This window comes from uncultured Aquimarina sp. (genome assembly GCF_947492405.1).
GTDB lineage: Bacteria > Bacteroidota > Bacteroidia > Flavobacteriales > Flavobacteriaceae > Aquimarina.
Genome location: NZ_CANLMP010000001.1, coordinates 550,980 through 571,889 on the forward strand (window position 1 = coordinate 550,980; position 20,910 = coordinate 571,889).

Sequence of the window (20,910 nt, forward strand, 5' to 3'; positions counted from 1 at the left end):
ATTATTTAGTAATTAGCGCATTCTTAACAGATTTTAGGTAAAAACCTTCAAAACCTACTACCATAGATACTCCCAATAGAAGCGTGACTAGGTATAGGAGGGAAGTGCCACTTGTGTCAGAGTATGCTGTGTTTACCGAAATACAATCATAGAATAGAGGAATTAGTTCACCGAACCCTAAGCATAGCCGAAGGATTGCTATTATAATCTGAAGAGTGCTCTCTAACGGTCAAAAGGTTGAACGAAGTCAAATAAAAAACAAAAAAAGCCGAAGCTTACAACACACGGTAAGCTTCGACTTGCTCGGATTTTCCCCAAAACCCTCGCTATTTATACCCTCGCAATGGTATGAATGTTTACTTCTTCTTGCTTGCCTTTTAATAATACACTTCCTAAAAATTGACAGGTTAAATTAGCGCTGATCTTTAGGTCCTGTATTAGTTTATCAGATATCAATAAAGGCACTTTGTAGGTGTTACACTGTCCTTGTATGCGAGCGGAGGTATTGATTACATCTCCGTGATAGGCTATTTCTTTTTTTACAATACCTACTTCTGTAACCATTAATTTACCGCCATGTAACCCTGCTTTGAATTCTGGTACAACCCCATATTTTTTTAAATAATATTCAGATTTACTTTGTTTTCTCTGTTGGAAAGCAAAGAATAGATTCACACAATTGTTATCTGCTAGCCCTTTTTTATAAGGCCAACTTAGTACTACTTCATCACCTACATATTGATAGATTTCTGCATTGTGTTTTGGTACTACTTTATTAAGATCATAAAAACAATCCTGTATTAATTGACTGTACTTAAAATGTCCTAATTTTTCTGCGATTGTTGTAGAATCTTTAAGATCAAGGAACATAAAGATTCGTTTCTCTTCTTGTGGATTTTTATATTTCCCTAATAGGATATTAATAAAAACTCCTTTTCCGAATTTTTCATTAGCTATTTTTATAAAAGAGAATACAAAAGAGGCGAAGACAATATAAAGGATGACTGCCCAAAATGATTTATTGAAACAACACCAAACGTTATGTTCATTAGAATGTGTGTATGTGAGGGTCGTAAACACATCAGTAATCAAGGTAAATACAATAAATGTTACTGAAAAATGAAGCAGGGTTCTGATAATAATATTATAAATAAGGGAAATCCCATTTTTGGTAATAATATCAAAAATAAAGTCTACAGTAGCGTATAGTACACCGATTAAAATTCCGATGTTGATTAGTTTTACAAAATAATACAGTACTCCTAATGTTCCATTGTATTTTTTAATCACTGTGAGGCCTTCTTCGGATTCAATTCCATAATACCTAAAAATCGAATATAATACCATAGCAGTAGTCCAAAAAAGTACAGACTGCTTCAAAAGCTGCGTGTATTGTTTTAATGTATGATTCATAATAGGTACAGATTTACGTGATTATTTATATCTTGATCAATAATGATCTGGTATTTTCTGTACCTAAAACACATACGCAGTAATACACCCTACCTTTTTTTTATTTAAAATTAGAGAAACCGGATGATTTTAGTTTTAAGACATTGTATTGCAGTACTTTATAGAAGGGTTAAACTATTTTCTCTATGGTATGAATATTTACCTCTTTTTGTTTTCCTTTTAATAAAACACTTCCTAAAAAAGTAGAAGATAGATGATTACTTATGTGTAAGTCTTTTAGCAGTTTTTCAGAAATAAGAAGCTTCACTTTATGAGTATTACATTCTGCCTGGATACGGGCAGAGGTATTGATTACATCTCCGTGATATGCTATTTCTTTTTTGATTACCCCAACTTCTGTTACCATCAGTTTACCACCGTGTAATCCTGCTTTAAACTCAGGAATAACACCATACTTTTCTTTATAGTAATCATTTTTACGCTGTTTTTTCTGTTGAAAAGCAAAGAATAAGCTTACGCAGTTATTATTAGCCAACCCTTTTTTATATGGCCAACTTAGCACCGCTTCATCACCTACATACTGATAGATTTCTGCGTCATACTTGGGAACTACGGTATTTAGGTCATAAAAACAATCTTGTATGAATTGGCTATATTTAAAATGTCCCAAATTTTCGGCTATAGTAGTGGAATCTTTTAAATCTAGAAACATAAAAATACGTTTCTCTTCTTGAGGGTTTTTATATTTACCCAGTAGCATTTTTATAAAAACACCTTTCCCAAACTTTTCAGTAGCGATCTTGATAAACGAAAACACAAAAGAAACCAGTACGATATAGAGTATAGTTGCCCAAAATGATTTATTTTCTTTCCACCAGCCCCGATCTGTATCCAGATTGAGGTTATAGATAGCAGAAAATAAATCCATAATCAACGTAAAAATAACAATTGTGGTTATGAAATAGAGTAAAGTTCTAATGATGAGATCCCAAACCAGAGATAATTTATTAGAGGTATATTTATCAAAAATAAAATCGATAGTAGTATATACAAATCCAAGCATAGTGCCTATACCAGTAAACCCCATTAGTGCGCGTATTGTTCCTATATTTCCGCTATACTCAGGGATTACAGTAAATCCTTCTTCTTCATCAATCCCGTAATACCGAAAAATAGAATACAATCCCATAACTATAGACCAAAAAAGAATGGATTGCCATAATAATTGTAAGTATTTTTTTAAGTTATGTGTCATCTACGCTGATAATGATATTGTAAAGTACGTCAAAATATCCTAATCATATATGCTAAGTTTACCAAAATTTCCTAGTATTCTTGAATCCTGTAATTTGGATTTTATTTTGGAGTATGCTGAACAGAATACAATAAAGTCCTTGATTGTAGCTGAATCTTGTACGGAGGAACAAGGTAGCACTCTTAAATCATAAATAATGTGGCAAAAATACACAGTTGTGTAAAAAATACACACTTTTATTTTTTGGCCTTATTCTTAAATCCTTGGTATTCAATAACGTTTGTAAATGGTATCAATTTTGGTTATTCAGAGAGGTATTAAAAATATACTATGAATATATCAAAACCTGTTGAGATTACAGAAGCACCAATTATAACCAACGCGTTTGGTAATCGTTTAAAGAATAGGATACTTAATACTTCCTCTTCTTTGATTTTATTAGGAACATTTCTATTGCTGTTTGGAGCTGCGTCATTATTTTATTTTTTGCAACCTTATTTTGAAGAAATTCGTTTAGAAAGAATGAACACGGTTTGGGGTATAAGTCTAATGGTAATTGGTATTTCTTTGTTGTTAATTAAAGTTAGTTTTTTAGTTTACATTTTATTTCTTTACTTAAGGTACAAGGTAATTGATACGGTTTCGGATGAAGAACTACCACTGTGTACAGTGATTGTTCCGGCATATAATGAAGGAGAATTAGTATATAAAACATTGCATAGTTTGGTACAAAGTGATTATCCAATCGAAAAATTACAGATCATTTCTATAGATGATGGTAGCCAGGATGACACTTGGCAATGGATGCAGAAAGCAAAAAGTGAATTAGGTAATCGTGTTTCTATTTATCAACAACCTGAAAATAGAGGAAAAAGACACGCATTATACAGAGGGTTTAATCTTGGTATGGGTGATGTATTTATTACCGTAGACAGCGATTCTATAGTAAAAAAAGATACACTACGTGTTATGGCTTCTCCTTTTGTAACCAATGAGGAGTGTGGAGCTGTAGCAGGTAATGTACGTGTGTTGAATAGTGATAAAGCATTGATTCCAAGAATGCTTAATGTAAGTTTTGCTTTTAGTTTTGAGTTCATTCGTTCTGCGCAGAGTGCATTAGGTTCGGTATTATGTACACCAGGTGCTTTATCGGCATATCGTAGAGAAGCTGTTATGAACTGCCGAGCAGCATGGATTACACAAACATTTATGGGGCAAGTTTCTAAAATAGGAGAAGACCGTGCGATGACTAATATGATCCTTAAACAAGGATATAAAGTATTATTCCAACGTAAAGCATATGTCTATACGAATTGCCCAGAACGTTATAAGAATTTATATAAGATGTTTATCCGTTGGGAACGAAGTAACATTCGAGAGAATCTAGCGATGAGTAAATTTGCTTTTAGTAATTTTAGAGAAGGATCTAAAATTGGTACAAGAATCTTGTTGTTAAACCAATGGTTAAAAATGACTATGGCATATCCAGCTACATTATTAATGTTATTTTTCGTTTTTACATATCCAATTTTATTCTTTAGTTCTACGCTGGTAAGTATCTTATTCTTTTCTAGTATTCAAGCATTTTTTTATGCTAAGAAGCATAATCTGTCTGAATCTCTTTGGGCATATCCATATAGCATATTTTATGCTTTCACATTATTCTGGATCACTCCGTATGCTATCGCGACTGCAGGAAGAGGCGGTTGGCTGACACGTGACCTAACTAAAAAAGAACTAGACAAACAACAACAAGTAGTTTCAATACCATCATCATAACCCCACGTTTTATAATTAGCCAATTTATTTCTACGTCAGGGTTCTGAATGTTTGCCCCCCAATAAGCTTTCGGACCCTGAGGAGATTTAATAATAACTCTTTATAAGACATCTTAAATAGTAACACCAAAACTCAACTATATTTTTTTGCTTATCAATTTATCTATGATAATCAACCTACCTAAAACTCCTCCTTCCCCAAATAGGAGGAGTTTTGCTATTATTTATAAGAGATAGTTTGCCCACTTTTTGATCAACATTTCTTTTCTTAAGATCACACTGTTTTGATAAATTAGTACTCATATATCATTAGTAATTATATCGTTTTTATCGTATATTTAATACATATACAAACCTTAAAAACAGTATAGATATGGAATTTATGGAAATGAAAGATAAAGATGGCAAACAGCACTATATAAATCCAGATCATATATCTGCTATTACAGAAGTTGATGGACATTGTAAAATCAATTTAATGGGCAATGATTATATTTTGGCAGGAAAAAATCTGGAAGACGTAAAACTTCATTTAATGTCTTTTAAGCATTATTAGTTTTGTTAGTTTAAAATTTATTGCCTTTTTTGAAACTACCATTATTTTTTTTAGTTAATTACTTTTAAATTAGTATATAAAAACCTCTCTATTTGTGACTATCAGGTCGCACCTCCTAAATATGCCTAAAAGTGTTATGTAATATTAGCTTGTTTTTATCATCTCAATTGCTATGATAAAATATTCACGTATTTATACTTGCTATTGCTTGGTGTAATTTTCCCTATTTTTAATGTAAATTAATTATAAGTTTATAGTGCTTATCAATTTAACTAATAATAGCATATAGTTATAAAATTTCATGTAATAATTAACTAATGTTCTTTTTATAAGTATACTTAAAAACACACTTTAGAAATGGCTGATTCAATTCAAGAAAGTAGTAATGCATTAGACAGTTTTGATAATGTCGTTGTATTAATGTTAGAAAACCGATCTTTTGATAATTTACTTGGTAATCTTTATATAGATGGAGTACCTGGCGGTAAATCTTTTGAAGGTTTACAAAATTACACCAAAGAAATGCCAGTGCCCCCAAGGGCGGTTGATTATAATACACATAAAACAGTTCCGGTACAAACCGCTCAAGATTTTCATCAACCTTTTCCTGATCCGGGCGAAGTATATCAACATATAAACACTCAGTTATATAATTTTGTAGACCAGAATAATATAAATGTTGCAGAACAAGATATGGTATCTCCTTATAATATTCCTAGTCCAATTCCTCCGGATAATTTGCAAATGTTAGGTTTTGTTAATGATTACATTAACAGGTTACAAGCGTTGGACGATAAAAAATATCCTCAGTTTGATGAAGCTACTTTTGATTTGTATAAAGTAATTATGCAGGTTTATATGCCTTCTCAGGTAAGTGTTCTTTCTACATTAGCAAAAGAATTTGCTGTATTCGATCATTGGTTTTGTTCAGTGCCTAGTCAGACTTGGTGTAATAGGGCTTTCTGGCACGCAGCAACTTCTGGTGGACAAGTAATTAATCCAGGAGAAGATAAAGGCATTATAGGAAACATAGAAGGTATGAAAGACTGGATTGAAAACGTCTGGTCTCAGAAAACGCTGTTTGAACTTATGGAAGATGCTAATGTAAGTCATGGTATTTATACAGAAAACCCTGTTTCTCTTACTACTGTTGTAAATGGGCCTTTTAAGAATGAAAATGTGATTCATATGGGAGACGAACTTTCTGAATTTAAAGAGCACGTAGAGAATGGTTCATTACCTCAGTATACATTTATAGAACCTAAGTTTTTTGGACAACATAATGATCAACATCCTTCTTCTCTTTCTGGTTTGATTGATGGTCCTACAAAAGTTGGATCAGTGCTTTTAGGAGAAAATTTGATTTGGGATGTGTACAATACGATTTTTACGAATGATACCTATAAAAACAATACCTTATTGATTATTACTCATGATGAGCATGGAGGTTGTTTTGATCATGTGATTCCAGGATCTACTATTCCTCCTGTTCCCGGAATGAAAGGACAGAAAGGTTTTACATTTGATAGACTTGGTGTTCGGGTGCCCATGGTAATGGTGTCGGCACATATTGCTCAGAATACTATTGTAAATGATGTATTTGATCATACTTCTTTTATTCGTACAATGTGTAAGAAATGGAATATGCCACATTTAACCAATAGAGATAAAAATGCTAAAAGTTTTGAACAGGTTTTTAGTAGTTCTATAAGAAGTTTTCCTGTTATAGAAAAACATATAATTCCAGAAATAGAAGAAACTACTTATGATAAGGATGACTTGAATGATCTACAAAAATCAATTTTGTTAGGAGCTTCTTTCCTTGCAAAACGTAATTGTGAGGGTTCATCAAAGGAAGTAGATATTAATAAAGCAAAACAGATCTCCACAGTAGGTGATGCAATAAGTTTTTTAAAAGAAATAAAAGACTTAATATAAATTAAATTGGTTGTTATATGATTTTGGAACCAAAGAAACAAGATTCCTGGGATAGTAATTAGGAATGAATTTTTTGAATTCAAAAATAATTAAGGAGCCCATTAGAAGAGGTGTCCGATAATGCTATTAATTACAAATCTTATATTTGTAAAACCAACTAACCAATCTCTTCTTTATGAAAAATTTTATACTCTTATTCTTCTTTATAATTACGACCCATCTTCAAGCTCAATTAGCAGATTGTTCATCTTGTGATACCATAACGTATACGACAAAAGATATTGCAAAGAATAGCCTGTATGATCTACAACTATTGCGTAATGAAATTTTTGCAAGACATCAATATATTTTTAAAGATGAACGTTTATTAGAATTTTTTCAGGAATACCTATGGTATCAACCGGATTATAATAACCCTGCGGAAGTAAATCTTAATGCTATAGAGAATGCCAATATCACCCTTTTTAAGACAGCAGAAGGACGTATTAAAAAGAAAAGACAAAGACTCTTTAGTGAATTGAATGAGTTAAAAAGAGTATTAAAGCAAAAAGACACGGTTACCATTGGTCTCTTTTTAGATGATGGATTATCAAATGAGGTAAACCTAATAGGAACTATGAATGAATTGGGCACTATTTTTTCTAAAATAGATCTCAAGAATGTGAATTGGTATAAAGATGAAGCCTTGTTTAAAATGTCGGTCGATGATGGATTTTCAGTTAATATTACATATTTAAGAATTAATGGAAGTGAAGTAATTCTGAGTACAGGAGATATAAAACACTCAGAAATTATGGAAGAACCGTTTAAATATGGTAGTGGTTATTATTCTGAAAGTGAGTACAATTCTATGTGGGTTTTTAAATTTGATGGCGAAAAATTGCGACTAGTGGAGCATATCATTGCTGGTTGATCTAATAGTTGTCAAAATTGATGATTTCCTATAGTGTCAAAAAATAGTTTCCTGTAGGTGTTCCCAATAGGAAGTTCTTGATCATGAATCCAGATCGAGTCATTATCAATTTTATCAATATGTTTTATAGAAATAATATAAGATTTATGTATTTGTATGAAACTGGATGCAGGTAAGGTTTCCTTAAAATGTTTTAATGTATTGTATGTAATGATTTGTTGATCGTCTAGATGTATAGCTATATAGTTTTTAAGACTTTCTATGTATCTGATATCTTTTAAAAACACCTTAGCATACTTGTTTTTACCATCTGTTTTAAAAAAGAAAAAATCCTCTGTACTATTATCGACAGATACTTTTGTAATATTACCTGATTTTATTTTAGATACAGCTGTATAAAAACGTTCGAATTCTATAGGTTTTAGAAGATAATCGATAGCGGCAACTTCATAACTGTCCAGAGCAAATTGTGGATAAGCAGTAGAGAAAATAATTTTAGTCTTTTTATCAATAATTTTAGATAACTGTATCCCTGTTATTTCCGGCATTTGTATATCTAGGAGAACTAAATCAATGCGTTCACTTTCTAAATATTTTAACCCCTCCAAAGGATTTGTAAATGTATTTTTTACTTCTAAAAAAGAAATCTTAGTAATATATTTTTCCAAAAGCCTAATAGCAGCTGGTTCATCGTCAATAATTACACAAGTAAATATATCTTTCATTTTTAGAGTATTATAAACTTAGAGTTCAAGTTTTAAATATGCTTGGAATTTGTTGTCATTTTTTTGATGTTCCAAGATATAATTATCCTTATATATTACCTCAAGTCTTTGTTTAATATTTTTAGTTCCAATACCAGGTTCTGTATATTTATCCGAGGTGTTTATATCATTTTTAGTTCTTATTTCTAATATATTTTCGTTAATAATTAAAGATATACTAGCTGGATAATCCTTGTTATTTATAATACCGTGTTTACAAACATTTTCTACAAAATGTATCAAAATGAGTGATGGTATTTTTTGAGAATGTATTAAACCTTCAATGTGTAGTTGCACATGGAAATTATCTTCATATCTACGTTTAAAGAAGTATAGATAATCTTCGATAAAGGTTATTTCCTTCTGTAAGTAAACTAAGTCTTCGTTGGTTTCATACGTAACGTATCTTAATAATTTGGATAACTTTAGAATATCACTAGCGGTGTCTGGTTTCTCATCATACAATTCTTCATAAAAGTTATTTAATGTATTGAATAGAAAATGTGGACTTATCTGTGATTTTAATACTGATAATTTTGCTTTTTCTTGCTCTATTTGTAAATGATGTATTTCGTCGTTATTTTCATTATATCTAAAAAACAAACATATAGCAGCACTTACCAAGCAAGCGCGTAATGTATAATAGAATGAATCTAACATATAAGTACTTATAAGTTGTGAGATAGGAGTTTCAAAGAAATAATTATGCCTTCCAGTAATATTATATATAATAACTTCTTCCAATAAAAATCGTATTCCTGCGAACAACAAAATCATAGCGATAAAGGCTAAGAAGTATTGGATATACTTTTTCTTAAATAAAAAGCGTGGAGCACTATATATATAATTTACAGTATATATGATAAGTAGTGATATAGTAAATGTTACCTTAAATAATAGTAAAGGTAAATTGAAAGAAAAAATGTCTTTATCAAAAATGATATAATCACCAATAATATCAAGAATTATGATGGTTATTATGATTAGTACATTATATATAACTTCTTTTTTTATGCTCATATATCAAAAGTACTTTTAAAAAGGTACTGTTTTGGTTAATTAGTACAAACGACCATTTTTATAGGATGAACTATAGTTTTGATACAATAAATATCTATGTTTTATAATAGATATGGTTCGTGAAATTATAGTAGGTGTTTGTGTAAAATAGGCATAATTCTTTTGATAAGATAATACTATTGTATAGAATCTAATAAATCATATACAATGAAATATAGTCTATTATTACTCGTAAGTATCGGTGTAGTTTTTTTTACAACCAAAATAACTGCACAAGAAATATCAAAGGAAAATGAAGGAATCCTGAAACCATATGCAAGCTACTATCCAATACAGAAAACAAAAGTATTAGTGGTTGGTACGTTTCATTTTTCATATCCTGGTTTGGATTATACCAAAACAAATGAAGATGATAAGATTGATGTTTTAAAAGAACCTAAGAAATCAGAGGTAGAAGAATTAGTAGCTTATATAAAAAGGTTCAAACCTACCAAAGTAGCTATAGAAGCAAAAGTGGATTGGGGAATGGATAAGAAATATAAAGAATATAGAGAAGGAAAGCATAGAGATGTGAGAAATGAAAGTTATCAAGTAGGAATGCGTATAGCAAATGACCTGATGCATGATAAAATCTACGCTATAGATGCCACTACATTTAGTTCAGATCTAGAAAAGAAGTATCCCGAAATGATGAAAGAACTTACGGAAGGATATGATTTTAAGTCAGATGATCCATACAGTCAGATGGTTCAGAAATCATTTAATGAATCCACCCAATTTCCAGCAAAAGTAAAAATTCTGGATTATATTAAATATATGAATACTATAGAAGGGCATAAGAATAATTATGGAGCTTATTTGGTAGGTGATTTTAAATTGGACGATTATAGAGGCGCAGATTTTTTATCAGTATGGTGGTATAATCGAAATCTAAGGATGTTTAGAAAAATTCAGCAAATAGATCAAAATAAAGAAGATAGAATACTCGTAATAGTAGGTAACGGACACGCATCTATACTAAGACATCTTTTTGAATACTCACCAGAGTATGATTTTATAGAGTTTAGTAGTTTATGATTTGATACAACAAAATATTAAATTAACAATACACAAGAATATCAGGCTTTTTAGGTGCTCGATATTCTTGTGTATTACAATACATTGAGTATGTAAGTCACCTACTAAAACCGATCATTATTTTAGAGTAACTGCGCTCTTTTTTAACTTTATGATACGGAGTTTATGTAATAACAACATAATATAATAAGTAGGGTCGATTTCGTGCCATCGCACACCGCCAAAATTAGCTCTACCACTATGTTTATGATGGTTGTTATGATAACCTTCTCCCATCATCAGGAAATCAATTGGCAATAGGTTTTTAGAGGTATTATCAACTTTAAAATTAGTGTATCCAATAATGTGCCCAAACCAATTAATAATAACTCCGTGAATAGGTGCCATGAAGAAAGCTACAGGAAGAAACAACCAATGCCACCATGCCGAAGCGAAAAAATAAAAGAATATTGTATACCCTAATCCCCAAGCAATTCTAGAAAAATTAGAACTGGCAAAACTATCAAAAGATTTCCATTGAGGAGTGTTTTTAGTAAACTTCGTATCAAGCGTAATTCTTTGATTATTTATATCCTGATATATATTTTTGGTACGCCACATCATACTAAACATATTACTATCATATTTAGGAGAATGTGGATCTTTTTCTGTATCTACAAAAGCATGATGCATACGATGCATCACACCATAACCGTAGGCACTTAGGTAATTAGATCCCTGACATACCCAAGTAAGAAAAAAACATGCTTTTTCTGTAAAATTAGACATCGTAAATGTCTGATGTGCTGCATATCTGTGTAAAAAGAAACTTTGAAAAAATAGACCTGTATACCATAATACAAGCATAAAAATTAGAATAGCCATTTTTAATTTAATGTTGAGTTTGTAATTATTTTGATTTGTGAGCATCTTAACTAAATACGCAATACTGACTATTTTGGCTGCTTAGAAAAGAACACCGCAAAAATAAGGATATCTACCAGATGGATGTCGTTATATTGTAGTTATATTTTCAATAGTATTATATTTATGAAAAGATTACAAAAAACACACATTCATAGAGGTACATTATAATCATAATCTTTTTAGATTTTAGCAACAACCATAACCAATTCATACGAAATGATTCAATCCTATAAGCAACGTCCACAGTTAGAAGAAAATTATGATGCAATTATTATTGGATCTGGAATGGGAAGTCTTACCGTAGGAGCTATTTTGGCTAAAGAAGGAAAAAAAGTACTTATACTAGAAAGCCATTATACAGCTGGTGGTTTTACACACGTATTTAAACGTAAAGGATATGAATGGGATGTTGGAATTCATTATATAGGAGGTGTACAACAGGAGAATAGTCCTATAAGAAAATTGTTTGATTATGTATCTGATAGTAAGTTAGAATGGGCGGATATGGGAGAGGTATATGATCGTATAATCATCGGTGATAGATCATATGATTTTGTAAAAGGTGTTGATAATTTTAGAACTCAGATGGTTAGTTATTTCCCAAAAGAAGAAAAAGCAATTGAGAAGTATATAGATTTGGTTTTTAAAGCTAATAAAGTAATGGGCTCTTTTTATAAAGAAAAAGCATTACCTGCTTTTCTACGTTTTCTGATTGGTGGATTCTTAAAAAAACCATATTTAAAATACGCAGATCAAACAACATATCAGGTACTTAGCAAGCTTACCAAGAATGAAGAATTGATCAAAGTATTATCCGCTCAATATGGTGATTACGGTTTGCCACCGAAACAAAGTAGTTTTGCGATGCACGCTTCTGTAGCCAGACACTATTTTGGAGGAGGTAACTTTCCCATTGGTGGATCTTCTAGAATTGTAGATACCATCGACCCTGTCATTGCAGCTACCGATGGTACTATATTAATAAATGCAACTGTAGATAAAGTGATTATTGAGAATGATAAAGCGAAAGGAGTGAAAATGATTGATGGAAAAGAGTTTTATGCCGATATGATTATTAGTGGAGCAGGAGTTTTTAATACCTTCGAAAGGTTGATTCCTGAAGCTACAGCTATCAAACATAAATTACATGAAAAGTTACAGAAAGTAACACCATCTGTTTCTCACGCCTGTTTATATATGGGATTTAAGAGTTCACCAGAAGAATTAAAATTACCTAAAACAAATTTTTGGATATATCCAGAAGATGGAGATCATGATACTTGTGTAGATCGATACTTAAAGAATGAAGAAGCTCCGTTTCCTGTTGTATATGTTTCTTTTCCATCAGCCAAAGATCCTGATTGGTCTAATCGATATCCAGGAAGAAGTACAATTGATATTATTACACTTGTTCCTTATGAAACAGTTTCACAATGGAAAGATACACGTTGGATGAAACGAGGAGAAGCGTATGAAGCTTGGAAAGAAAAGATTTCTCAACGATTGATGAAAGAACTTTTTAAACAACTTCCGCATCTGGAAGGGCAGGTAGATCATTATGAACTTTCTACACCGTTGAGTACGCAGCATTTTGTAAATTATAAAAAAGGAGAAATTTATGGGATCGATCATACTCCAGATCGTTTTCGTCAGAAGTTTTTGCAACCTAGAACTTCTGTAAAAGGTTTATACCTAACTGGTCAGGATATTGTTACAGCTGGTGTTGGAGGAGCTCTGTTTGCAGGTGTTGTGACTGCATCAGCTGCTACACGCAAAAACTTTAAAAATAAGATTTTCGGATAGTTTGTTCGGGTAATACAGCACAATATAATACAGGAAGAATTACGTATCTTTAGAATTAACTATTAAAACTTTAGACATGGCTACAAACGAGATTAGAAAAGAATATACAAATGGCGAACTCACGATTGTATGGAAACCAGGAAAGTGTATTCATGCAGGAGTCTGCGTAAAGACACTTCCTAAAGTGTATGACCCTAATGGAAAACCTTGGATTCAACCAGAAAATGCTTCAACTGCAGCATTAAAAAGCCAAATAGAGGCTTGTCCATCTGGCGCATTGAGTTATTATATGAATACCTGAGATATATTTTTAATAGCTTAGGATCGAGTATATAAAAAAATGCCTGAAAATAATTTTCAGGCATTTTTTGTTTTTTTAAAGTTCCCAAGGGCGATAACACTCACATAGATATTCGATCATACCCGGATCACAAGGAGGTGCAAAAGGACATGGTGTAAGAATACCATTTCCTATAATCTCCTTTTGTTGATTCTTGTTTAATACTTTAGCACTGTTTAGGTTTAAAATTTCTTTTAACATAATTAAGGTTTTAAGAGTTAAAAATTATTGTAAATATGTTACATCTATAACCATAAAACTATGTGTTTAATTGTTTGAAATTTCCCTAAATATTATAAAGTTTTATTAAAATTACTAAACGGATTATGTTTCACGTAGTGATCTATTATCGAAATAAAAATTTATTACTTAAAAATACCCCAATGCTTCTTTAACGGCTTCTTTATATTTTCTACCTACAGGAACCTTATTTCCTTTTAATTCTATTTCTATTGGAGAAAAAGCATCGATATGATCCACTGAGATTAGAAATGATCTATGAACCCTAAGAAATTTATCAATTGGAAGTATACTTTCTATTGCGGATATAGGTCTATGAGCGATGATTTCTTTCGTAGTCGTCTTAACTTTTATGTAACTTTTTAAGCTTTCGATGTAGAGAATATCTTTAAGATATATTTTCTGCATCTTCTTTAATACTTTAAGATATATATAGGGTTTATTTTCTGAAATGTTGTTTTGTACTTCAGTATGTGTTCCTTGTATAGGTTTTGATTGTCGATATACTTTGTTGACAGACTTTAAAAACCTGGAAAACTCTATAGGTTTTAGAAGATAATCAATCGCGTCCAGATTATATGCGTCTATAGCATGGTCTTTGTAAGCGGTAGTAAAAATAACTGTGGGTGCAGGAGATAAATCTTTAAGAAATTCTATTCCTGTAATCTCGGGCATTTGTATATCCAGAAAAATAAGATCTATATCCTCTTTATGAAGAACGTTAAAAGCTTCATGTGCACTGCTGCACTTGGCGATTAACTCAAGATTATCAATACGTGAAATAAAATTTTCTATTACATCTCTTGCCAGTGGTTCGTCGTCTACGACAAGACATCTTATTTTTTGGTTATTCATATTGTATCAAATAAGATTTAATGTTAGCACTATTTCATAATATGAGACGGTTTCATTTTTCGTTAACTCATATTTATCTTTATATAGTAATTCTAAACGTTTTTGAACATTAACCAGACCAACTCCTGTTTCTTCATCTTTATTTTTAGTAGAGTTTATTTTTTTGGTATTGTAAACCGTCATGGTTAATATATCTTTATCCGTGATAACACTTATTTCTATTGTGGATATTTTATCATTACTGATCCCATGTTTAAAAGCATTCTCTACAAAAGGCATAAGAATGAAAGGTGCTATTTCGCTATCCTTATTCATACTAGTAGTAAAATGAATAGTATTCGTATTATTAAGTCGTAATTTCTCTAGATCAATATAATTTCTAAGATAGTCTATTTCTTTTGATAGCTGTACTCTAGGCACGTTTGCCTCATATAACATATATCGCATTAAATCGGATAATCTTATAAGTGCATCTTCAGCGTCATCGGATTTTTTAATAATTAAAGAATATAGATTGTTTAGTGTGTTGAACAAAAAATGTGGATGTATTTGATTTCTAAGTTGGGTTAATTCGGACTTAAATTGTTCTCTTTCTAATGTCAAAGTTCTTTTTTGTTCATTATTATAAAATTTTATAAATACAAAGATCATAGGGATAATAGCTGCACGATTAACTTCAAACAAATTCCCCATGATTTCTGATAAAGAGAACATATCATAAACTTTCCATTGAGGAAAAAAATGTGCCCTGCTTACATCCCAAATGGGTCTTTGCACAAAAATAGTTACCATCACCAGCCAAATAAAATAACTTATACCGAATATAAATGCATCTCTTTTGAAATAAAACTTGGGAATTAATATATACAATGTTACATACACAAGTAACATTCTTGCGGGTAATAATAAACATTGGACAATAATAGCAATAGAGTAGTTATCATCAGAACTTCCCCAAATAAATCCTAAAAAGAGATTGAACCCTAGCCAATAAAGAATATGTCTACTAATTCTGTAGGGAAGCTTATTGTTGCTTAAAAAATCTGTCATTATGAATGTTAAGATGGAAAAATAAGAATAAAATTTTAAAATGATTCTTATTTCACTTATTCTAATAACAGACTACAACTATCAGGACACGAATAACCATTTGTTCCCCATAAACACCTCTATATTCTTAAAGTTCGACTAGAAGAGGAAATAACATAAAGAACCTGCTTTTGGTTGCTCTATGCTGTTGTTTGTTCAATCAATTTTCAGAAGCTATTCATTTTTGATAATATGTGTTCATATTCAAACAATTAGCACAAAAAACCTATGATTTTACTTAAAGAAAAACTGTTTCCAGACAGACAACGTATCACAATAACCACATATCTAATGATTCAAGAATTATAAGATGAAAATAGCTTCCCAAATCATATGAAAATAACCTACCGCTTAACTAGCTATTTAATTTAAACTATTAGAACAAAATTAATGTATGAAAACAAAACAAAAACTAGTATTACTCTTAGTCACTTTTATTTCTTTTGGGGTTTTTGCTCAAAACGAGGTTAGTGGTGTCATTACAGAAAAATCTACCGGTAATCCTATTCCTGGGGTTAATGTTCTTATTAAAGGAACAAGCAACGGAGCTGTGTCAGATTTTGATGGGAAGTATAGAATTGATGCAACTACTGGAGATGTGTTAGTATTCTCTTATTTGGGGTTTAAGAATTTAGAAGTAGTTGCCGACACTACTATTATTAACGTTGCGCTAGAGGAAGATGCAGCAACATTGGATGAAGTGGTTCTTATTGGATATGGTAGTGCTACTGTAAAAGATCTTACTGGAGCTATAGAAAAAGTTGAAGCAGAAGATTTTAATCAAGGTGCAATCACCTCTCCAGAACAACTATTAACAGGTAAAACTGCAGGAGTTAATGTAATTCCTCCAGGAGGACAACCAGGGCAAGCAGGAACGATTAGTATAAGAGGTGGTAATTCTTCATTATCTGCCAATAATAGTCCGTTAATAGTAATTGATGGCGTACCTATTGATCAGGGAACTACAGGAGGAAACGGAGTGGCCGCATTAAATTCTATTAATCCGAATGATATAGAAAGCTTTGTAGTACTAAAAGATGCATCTTCTACAGCGATTTATGGATCAAGAGCTTCTGCGGGAGTGATATTGATAACTACTAAAAGTGGAAAATTAAGTTCACCGTTTAAAATACAAGTAAATACTACAGGGTCTATCGGTATGGTGCAACGAAAAACAGATGTACTAAATGCTGAGCAATATAGAGAAGTAGCTATTAATAGTCAAAATGCAGCATTGATTTTACCGCTATTGGGAAATAGTGATACCGATTGGCAAGATGAGATATTACAAGAAGCCCTGGGAACGGATGCAAATATTACACTTACACAAGGTTTCGGAAGTACCTCCTATAGAGTTTCTGCAGGATATACTACACAAGAAGGTTTAGTAAAAACATCCAAGTTCGAAAGAAGTTCAGGTTCTATAAACCTTATTCAAAAGTTGTTTGACAGGAGCTTGTCCATAAACCTAAACATTCGTGGAGCACTTACGCAGGATGATTTTGCAAATGGAGGAGCATTGGGCGCCGCAACCCAATTTGATCCTACACAATCTGTATTTAGCGGATCAGATGCCTATGGCGGGTATTGGGAGTGGCTACAACCCAATGGAGACCCTCTGGCTTTAGCACCTAGAAACCCTGTTGGTTTGTTACAACAATCCAGTAATACAGCAGAAACCGAAAGAGCGTTAGGGAACATTAAATTAGATTATAATGCTCCATTTTTAAACGGATTAAATGCTAATATAAATTTTGGGTTTGATTATAATGAAGTCAGTGGCGAAACTAATGTACCGGCAACATCGGCATTAGGATTTCTTTCGCAGGGAACTGTTGGCGATTACGGCAGTATAAGAAGAAGTACATTAGTTGATTTCTTTTTAAACTATAAAAAAGAAATTGAAAGTATACGAAGTAATATAGAGTTAACAGCAGGACATACTTTTCAGAAGTTTTATAGAAAAAATTATAGTAGCAGTACTCCTAATGTAGGGGCGCCAACAGAAAATAGTTTTGCTACACAGAACGCATTAGAATCATATGTTACTAGATTACGATATTCTTATGATAGCAGATATCTATTAACACTAAGTTACAGATCAGATGGTTCCTCTAGGTTTAGTGAAGAAAATCGTTGGGGAAACTTTTATGCCGCAGCATTGGCTTGGAACATTGCTGAAGAGAATTTTTTAAGAGATTCAAAAACGATATCCAATCTAAAACTTCGGTTAGGATATGGGCAGACAGGTCAGCAGGAAATCGGTGTTGATTTTGGTTATTTACCTGTATACGTAAATGGTGCAGATAATCAACAATACCAGTTGGGTAGTACATTTTATAATACAGTACGTCCACAAGGATTTGATGAAAATATAAAATGGGAAGAGTCTGAAACCTATAATATTGGATTAGATTATGGTTTTCTTAATAATAGGATTTCTGGGAGTATTGAATACTTTACAAGAGAAACGAATGATGTGTTAAACTTAATTCCTATTCCATCTGGAACAAACCTTACCAATCAATTAACAACAAATATAGGAGACTTGGAGAATAGTGGTTTTGAGTTTACTATAAGTTCTGATATTATAAGGAAAAAGAATTTAAACTGGAATGTAAGTTTTAATGCATCTTATCTCACCAATGAAATTATAAAACTAAATATTGTAGACGATCCTTCATTTATAGGTGTACCTACTGGTTTTATTGCCGGTGGTATTGGAAATACAGTTCAAATACATAGAGTAGGTGCTCCACAACGATCCTTTCTTTTATACAAACAAGTATATGATACCAATGGAAGGCCTCTAGAAGGTGTTTATGAAGATATAAATGGAGATGGTGTTATAGATTCTGGTGATTTATACATAAACGAAAGCCCGGCTGCAGATTATTTATTTGGTCTGTCTTCCAGCACTAGTTATAAGAATTGGGACTTAAATTTTACAATGAGAGCAAGTATAGGCAATTATGTGTATAACAATGTGGCTTCATCCACTGGAAACGAATTTGGGTTACATTCATTAAATAGCAATAGAAATGTCCACGTATCTATATTGGATACAGGTTTCAGAAACAATCAATTACTCTCGGATTATTATCTAGAAGATGCATCATTCTTAAAGATGGATAATATCACATTAGGATACAATTTTAAAGATCTTATTCAGGATGATAAAATCGGTTTACGATTGCAGTTAACTGTTCAAAATGTTTTTACTATTACTGGATATGATGGTATAGATCCTGAAATTTCTGGAGGAATAGATAACAACTTCTTTCCTAGACCAAGAACTATTGTGTTTGGAGCAAATATGAACTTTTAAAAAAAAATGAAAATGAAAGCAATTAAAATATTAAACAAACTCATTCATATATCAACGGTGTTGATATTATTGATGCTACTGGTTTTACCTTCTTGTGCAGATGAACTCGAACTCGAACCATTAAGCGCACAAACTTCAGAAATCACTTTTGAAAACCCAGATGCGTATATACAATTTTTAGCAAAGATCTATGGAGGAATCTCCTTAACTGGTCAGGATACCAGTGGAAATTTTGATGATATAGCAGGTATTAATGGTAATTTCTCTAACTATCTACGTTTATTATTTACTACTCAAGAACTTGCTACAGATGAGTCTATTATTGCCTGGAATGATCAAACAATTCATGACATTCACAATCACGTGTGGACATCTTCTGATATTTTCGTAACAGCAATGTATGCGAGAGTTTACTTCCAGATAGGCCTGGTGAATCAGTTCTTAAGAGAAACAGAACCAGGAGCTCTTGATCAAAGAGAGAATGTGGATGCAGCTCTAAGGGAACAAATAGCTGGATTTAGAGACGAAGCACGTTTTATGAGAGCATTTAGTTATTGGCACGGAATAGATATGTATGGAAATATTCCTCTAGTAGATGAAAATGACCCTGTGGGGGCTTTTTTTCCAGAACAAACGTCTAGAGAGGAAATGTTCAACTACATAGAATCCGAACTATTGGATATCGAAACGCGTTTACCAAACCCTCGCCAGAATGAGTATGGAAGAGCAGATAAAGGATTTGTTTGGATGTTATTAGCCAAGTTATATCTAAATGCAGAAGTATATGCTGGCACCAATAGATATGCTGATGCGCTAGAGTATACAAATAGAATTATCAGCGCAGGATACAATTTAGTACCTAATTATAAATATCTATTCTTAGCAGATAATGATCGTAATGGAGCAGAAGATGAAATCATATATCCTGTATTGTTTGATGGAATTGCCAATGGATCATTTGGTGGAACGACATACTTAGTTCACGCTGCTATCGGTGGTGATATGGATGCTGCAGATTTTGGCGTAAATACAGGATGGGCTGGTATTAGAAGCACAAGTGCTTTTGTGGCCAAGTTTGATGATATTTCTGGAAATACAGATACCAGAGCTGAATTTCATACCAGTGGACAAACACTCGAAATAGATAATCCATTTGATTTTACTCAGGGATATGCAGTTACTAAATATCGAAACCTGGATGTTAATGGTGTTATTGGTTCTGATGCCTCGGGCAATAATGTAGATGTCAATTTCCCGATGTTTAGACTTGCGGATGCATATTTGATGTATGCCGAAATTTTTCTAAGAGGAGGTGGAGGAGATGCTAATACGGCACTTGGATATATCAATGACCTTAGAGAAAGAGCATATGGCGATACTAGTGGCAATATTACAATAGCGGATTTGGATTTAGATTTTTTACTAGATGAAAGATCCCGAGAATTATATTGGGAATGCCATCGAAGAACTGACTTAATTCGTTTCGGACAATTCTCGGATAAAGGAATATGGCCTTGGAAAGGAAATATTGCTGCGGGGAGAACTACTGAGAAGTTTAGAGATTTGTATCCAATGCCAAGTGCAGAACTTAATGCAAATCCTAACTTAATTCCAACTCCTGGTTATTAATTAAAT

The 20,910-nt window shown here is 32.1% G+C and carries 17 protein-coding genes; 9 read left to right on the top strand and 8 right to left on the bottom strand.

Annotated features, from left to right (window positions below):
• Positions 1 to 330: 330 nt before the first annotated feature.
• On the bottom strand, positions 331 to 1,413 hold the full coding sequence (locus Q0829_RS02460; RefSeq protein ID WP_298539528.1) for an adenylate/guanylate cyclase domain-containing protein: 1,083 nt from the start codon (positions 1,411 to 1,413) through the stop codon (positions 331 to 333).
• Between the two features lie 169 nt (positions 1,414 to 1,582).
• Entirely contained in the window at positions 1,583 to 2,668 is a 1,086-nt protein-coding gene (locus tag Q0829_RS02465; RefSeq protein ID WP_298539530.1) for an adenylate/guanylate cyclase domain-containing protein, read from the bottom strand.
• A 330-nt stretch (positions 2,669 to 2,998) separates the two neighbouring features.
• Between Q0829_RS02465 and Q0829_RS02470 the strand changes: the two genes are divergently transcribed.
• The 4 genes from Q0829_RS02470 (at position 2,999) to Q0829_RS02485 (ending at position 7,853) form a co-directional block, all read left to right on the top strand.
• Positions 2,999 to 4,447, top strand: a complete 1,449-nt coding sequence (locus Q0829_RS02470) for a glycosyltransferase (RefSeq protein WP_298539531.1) — start codon at positions 2,999 to 3,001, stop codon at positions 4,445 to 4,447.
• Between the two features lie 372 nt (positions 4,448 to 4,819).
• Complete coding sequence (locus Q0829_RS02475) at positions 4,820 to 5,002, top strand: hypothetical protein (protein WP_298539533.1); 183 nt, start codon at positions 4,820 to 4,822, stop codon at positions 5,000 to 5,002.
• 357 nt (positions 5,003 to 5,359) lie between these two features.
• On the top strand, positions 5,360 to 6,940 hold the full coding sequence (locus tag Q0829_RS02480) for an alkaline phosphatase family protein (protein WP_298539535.1): 1,581 nt from the start codon (positions 5,360 to 5,362) through the stop codon (positions 6,938 to 6,940).
• A 175-nt stretch (positions 6,941 to 7,115) separates the two neighbouring features.
• A complete protein-coding gene (locus tag Q0829_RS02485) occupies positions 7,116 to 7,853 on the top strand; it encodes a YARHG domain-containing protein (RefSeq protein ID WP_298539537.1) in 738 nt (245 codons plus the stop codon).
• A gap of 11 nt (positions 7,854 to 7,864) precedes the next feature.
• On the opposite strand, the gene Q0829_RS02490 is transcribed toward Q0829_RS02485, so the two are convergent.
• On the bottom strand, positions 7,865 to 8,578 hold the full coding sequence (locus Q0829_RS02490; RefSeq protein ID WP_298539539.1) for a LytTR family DNA-binding domain-containing protein: 714 nt from the start codon (positions 8,576 to 8,578) through the stop codon (positions 7,865 to 7,867).
• Between the two features lie 18 nt (positions 8,579 to 8,596).
• Positions 8,597 to 9,637 carry a histidine kinase gene (locus Q0829_RS02495; protein WP_298539541.1) on the bottom strand — a complete coding sequence of 347 codons (1,041 nt, stop codon included), beginning with the start codon at positions 9,635 to 9,637 and terminating at the stop codon, positions 8,597 to 8,599.
• Between the two features lie 207 nt (positions 9,638 to 9,844).
• On the opposite strand from Q0829_RS02495, the gene Q0829_RS02500 reads away from it, so the two are divergent.
• On the top strand, positions 9,845 to 10,714 hold the full coding sequence (locus Q0829_RS02500; RefSeq protein ID WP_298539544.1) for a DUF5694 domain-containing protein: 870 nt from the start codon (positions 9,845 to 9,847) through the stop codon (positions 10,712 to 10,714).
• A gap of 117 nt (positions 10,715 to 10,831) precedes the next feature.
• Here Q0829_RS02500 and Q0829_RS02505 read toward each other — a convergent pair whose 3' ends face one another.
• Positions 10,832 to 11,578, bottom strand: coding sequence for an acyl-CoA desaturase (locus tag Q0829_RS02505; protein ID WP_298539546.1), 747 nt, complete (start codon positions 11,576 to 11,578; stop codon positions 10,832 to 10,834).
• A 258-nt stretch (positions 11,579 to 11,836) separates the two neighbouring features.
• On the opposite strand from Q0829_RS02505, the gene Q0829_RS02510 reads away from it, so the two are divergent.
• The gene (locus Q0829_RS02510; RefSeq protein WP_298539549.1) at positions 11,837 to 13,423 is read left to right on the top strand and encodes an NAD(P)/FAD-dependent oxidoreductase; all 1,587 of its coding nucleotides are present in this window, start codon (positions 11,837 to 11,839) and stop codon (positions 13,421 to 13,423) included.
• Between the two features lie 76 nt (positions 13,424 to 13,499).
• Positions 13,500 to 13,724 carry a (4Fe-4S)-binding protein gene (locus Q0829_RS02515; protein WP_298539551.1) on the top strand — a complete coding sequence of 75 codons (225 nt, stop codon included), beginning with the start codon at positions 13,500 to 13,502 and terminating at the stop codon, positions 13,722 to 13,724.
• A gap of 75 nt (positions 13,725 to 13,799) precedes the next feature.
• Here the strand turns inward: Q0829_RS02515 and Q0829_RS02520 are convergent, their stop codons facing one another.
• From Q0829_RS02520 to Q0829_RS02530, 3 genes are all read right to left on the bottom strand, one after another.
• Positions 13,800 to 13,964 (bottom strand): hypothetical protein, encoded by a 165-nt coding sequence (locus Q0829_RS02520; protein WP_298539554.1) that lies wholly within the window; start codon positions 13,962 to 13,964, stop codon positions 13,800 to 13,802.
• Between the two features lie 168 nt (positions 13,965 to 14,132).
• On the bottom strand, positions 14,133 to 14,858 hold the full coding sequence (locus Q0829_RS02525; RefSeq protein ID WP_298539556.1) for a response regulator: 726 nt from the start codon (positions 14,856 to 14,858) through the stop codon (positions 14,133 to 14,135).
• A 6-nt stretch (positions 14,859 to 14,864) separates the two neighbouring features.
• Positions 14,865 to 15,908, bottom strand: coding sequence for a sensor histidine kinase (locus tag Q0829_RS02530; RefSeq protein WP_298539558.1), 1,044 nt, complete (start codon positions 15,906 to 15,908; stop codon positions 14,865 to 14,867).
• Between the two features lie 433 nt (positions 15,909 to 16,341).
• Between Q0829_RS02530 and Q0829_RS02535 the strand changes: the two genes are divergently transcribed.
• On the top strand, positions 16,342 to 19,275 hold the full coding sequence (locus tag Q0829_RS02535) for a TonB-dependent receptor (protein ID WP_298539560.1): 2,934 nt from the start codon (positions 16,342 to 16,344) through the stop codon (positions 19,273 to 19,275).
• Between the two features lie 12 nt (positions 19,276 to 19,287).
• On the top strand, positions 19,288 to 20,904 hold the full coding sequence (locus Q0829_RS02540) for a RagB/SusD family nutrient uptake outer membrane protein (protein WP_298539562.1): 1,617 nt from the start codon (positions 19,288 to 19,290) through the stop codon (positions 20,902 to 20,904).
• The last annotated feature ends 6 nt before the right edge of the window (positions 20,905 to 20,910 follow it).

Excerpts from the sequence above, each read along its gene's own strand:
- Q0829_RS02530 (WP_298539558.1), bottom strand. The coding sequence starts at position 15,908 with ATGACAGATTTTTTAAGCAACAATAAGCTTCCCTACAGAATTAGTAGA.
- Q0829_RS02480 (WP_298539535.1), top strand. The coding sequence starts at position 5,360 with ATGGCTGATTCAATTCAAGAAAGTAGTAATGCATTAGACAGTTTTGAT.
- Q0829_RS02500 (WP_298539544.1), top strand. The coding sequence starts at position 9,845 with ATGAAATATAGTCTATTATTACTCGTAAGTATCGGTGTAGTTTTTTTT.
- Q0829_RS02485 (WP_298539537.1), top strand. The coding sequence starts at position 7,116 with ATGAAAAATTTTATACTCTTATTCTTCTTTATAATTACGACCCATCTT.
- Q0829_RS02520 (WP_298539554.1), bottom strand. The coding sequence starts at position 13,964 with ATGTTAAAAGAAATTTTAAACCTAAACAGTGCTAAAGTATTAAACAAG.
- Q0829_RS02540 (WP_298539562.1), top strand. The coding sequence starts at position 19,288 with ATGAAAGCAATTAAAATATTAAACAAACTCATTCATATATCAACGGTG.
- Q0829_RS02505 (WP_298539546.1), bottom strand. The coding sequence starts at position 11,578 with ATGGCTATTCTAATTTTTATGCTTGTATTATGGTATACAGGTCTATTT.
- Q0829_RS02515 (WP_298539551.1), top strand. The coding sequence starts at position 13,500 with ATGGCTACAAACGAGATTAGAAAAGAATATACAAATGGCGAACTCACG.
- Q0829_RS02490 (WP_298539539.1), bottom strand. The coding sequence starts at position 8,578 with ATGAAAGATATATTTACTTGTGTAATTATTGACGATGAACCAGCTGCT.
- Q0829_RS02465 (WP_298539530.1), bottom strand. The coding sequence starts at position 2,668 with ATGACACATAACTTAAAAAAATACTTACAATTATTATGGCAATCCATT.
- Q0829_RS02470 (WP_298539531.1), top strand. The coding sequence starts at position 2,999 with ATGAATATATCAAAACCTGTTGAGATTACAGAAGCACCAATTATAACC.
- Q0829_RS02535 (WP_298539560.1), top strand. The coding sequence starts at position 16,342 with ATGAAAACAAAACAAAAACTAGTATTACTCTTAGTCACTTTTATTTCT.
- Q0829_RS02475 (WP_298539533.1), top strand. The coding sequence starts at position 4,820 with ATGGAATTTATGGAAATGAAAGATAAAGATGGCAAACAGCACTATATA.
- Q0829_RS02495 (WP_298539541.1), bottom strand. The coding sequence starts at position 9,637 with ATGAGCATAAAAAAAGAAGTTATATATAATGTACTAATCATAATAACC.
- Q0829_RS02510 (WP_298539549.1), top strand. The coding sequence starts at position 11,837 with ATGATTCAATCCTATAAGCAACGTCCACAGTTAGAAGAAAATTATGAT.
- Q0829_RS02525 (WP_298539556.1), bottom strand. The coding sequence starts at position 14,858 with ATGAATAACCAAAAAATAAGATGTCTTGTCGTAGACGACGAACCACTG.
- Q0829_RS02460 (WP_298539528.1), bottom strand. The coding sequence starts at position 1,413 with ATGAATCATACATTAAAACAATACACGCAGCTTTTGAAGCAGTCTGTA.